Raw genomic sequence first — 1,424 nt, 5'->3', positions numbered from 1 at the left:
CACCGGCCGCGTCTTGCAGCGTGGTCAGCGGGACCGGTTTCTGCCAGGTGTCGAACTGTGTTGTCAGCGCGTCCAGGCTGGGCGCGGCGGCCACTGCCGCGGTGTGCGCGGCCAGGAGCCCCTCGCCCGCCCCGTGCGCATGGTCCTTCCACCCGGCGATGTTCGCGTCCAGGGCGTACATGCGGTTCGTGACCTGCGCGAAATCCACGATCTCGGCAGCGCTGGCGTGCAGGTGCAGGCCGGTGGCACCCGACGCGGGCACATACTCGTCGATCTTCGCGTGCAGCGTCAGCGCCTCGGAGAGCTCACCGGCCCGGTAGGCGGCGGCCTGGTGTGCCGCGCCCTGGAGGTCGGCAGGTGTGGAGGCGCGTAGGAGGGCGAGTTGCTGGGCGGGTTCGAGCAGGGTGGCCTCGGCGTCGGTGAGCTGCCCGCCGGCGTGCGCCTGTGCAACAAGCGGGCCGACCATCTCGCTGCTGTTGGTGTCCGTGAGCGCCCCGTCGATGACCTGGCCGACCTGGTGGCTGGCGGCCGCCTGGGCGAGGGTGAGCTGCTCGGCCATCGGCGGGCAGGTGGCGGTGGCGAGCCGGTTCTCCGCGTCGATCATCGCGGCGAACGCGGCCGGTGCCGTGGCCTCGTCGGCGCTGGCGGTGAAGGTGTCGACGGCGTCCGTCAGAGCGGCCCGGGCGGCCTCGACCTGTTCCGCAGTGGCCGTCCAGGAACCGGAGCTGGCGGGGTTGTCACCAGTGGCGACCGGTGTCCCTTCGAGGGCCTGCAGGTCGGCGAGGGTCATTCCGGCGACCGTTTCGCCGGCGGCGAGTGCGGCGAACCGCTCCTGGGCTTTGGTCTGGATCGCCATCTTGCTGGGGAGGCCGTCGGGGTAGGCGGGGTTGAGCCAGTAGGCGAGCGGTGAGGTGGTGCTGTTCAGCCCGACGAGGGCGGGGTGTTCGAAGCCGTGCAGCGCGGCGAGGGTCTGCAGCTGGGCTTCGGTGAGTCCGTTCAGGTAGTCAGCGGCGACTGCCTTGATGTCGGCCTGGGCCTGGTCGAGGTTCGCGCCGGCCGCCTCCTCTGCTGCGGCGTGCCCCTGGGCGGCGTGGATCGCGGCGGCGAACAGCGCGTACTGGGCGGCCAGGCCCTCGTCGGTTGTCGACTCACCGGCGGCGATCTCCGTGGCGGCCGCGAGGATCTCGTGGACCCCTGCGGCTGCCACCTCGTCGTCGTCCAGCACGACGACGTCCGGGGGGACGGCGGTCCCGACGGCGGACTCGTCGAGGGTGGGGCTCACCGCGTACGTCTGGTGGGCGGCCTTCCCGTCGCTACCCATCGGGGTCCCCGCGCCCTCGACGCGGCCGGACGGGCAGGGGATCCCACGGGACGAGGAGGTCGTCGACGGCGGCTTCGACCCCGGTGGACAGGTCAGGCGGCGG

At 72.7% G+C, this 1,424-nt stretch carries 1 protein-coding gene; it reads right to left on the bottom strand.

Annotated elements, in window-relative coordinates; all coding sequences use genetic code 11:
• A partial coding sequence (locus tag BBK14_RS14475; protein ID WP_131802306.1) for a hypothetical protein occupies positions 1-1,321 on the bottom strand: 1,321 nt, incomplete at its 3' end.
• Positions 1,322-1,424 lie beyond the last annotated feature (103 nt).

The organism is Parafrankia soli (assembly GCF_001854695.1).
Taxonomy (GTDB): Bacteria; Actinomycetota; Actinomycetes; order Frankiales; family Frankiaceae; genus Parafrankia; species Parafrankia soli.
Note: the sequence above shows the minus strand (reverse complement) of the source record. Positions and strands in the feature narration are given on the sequence as shown.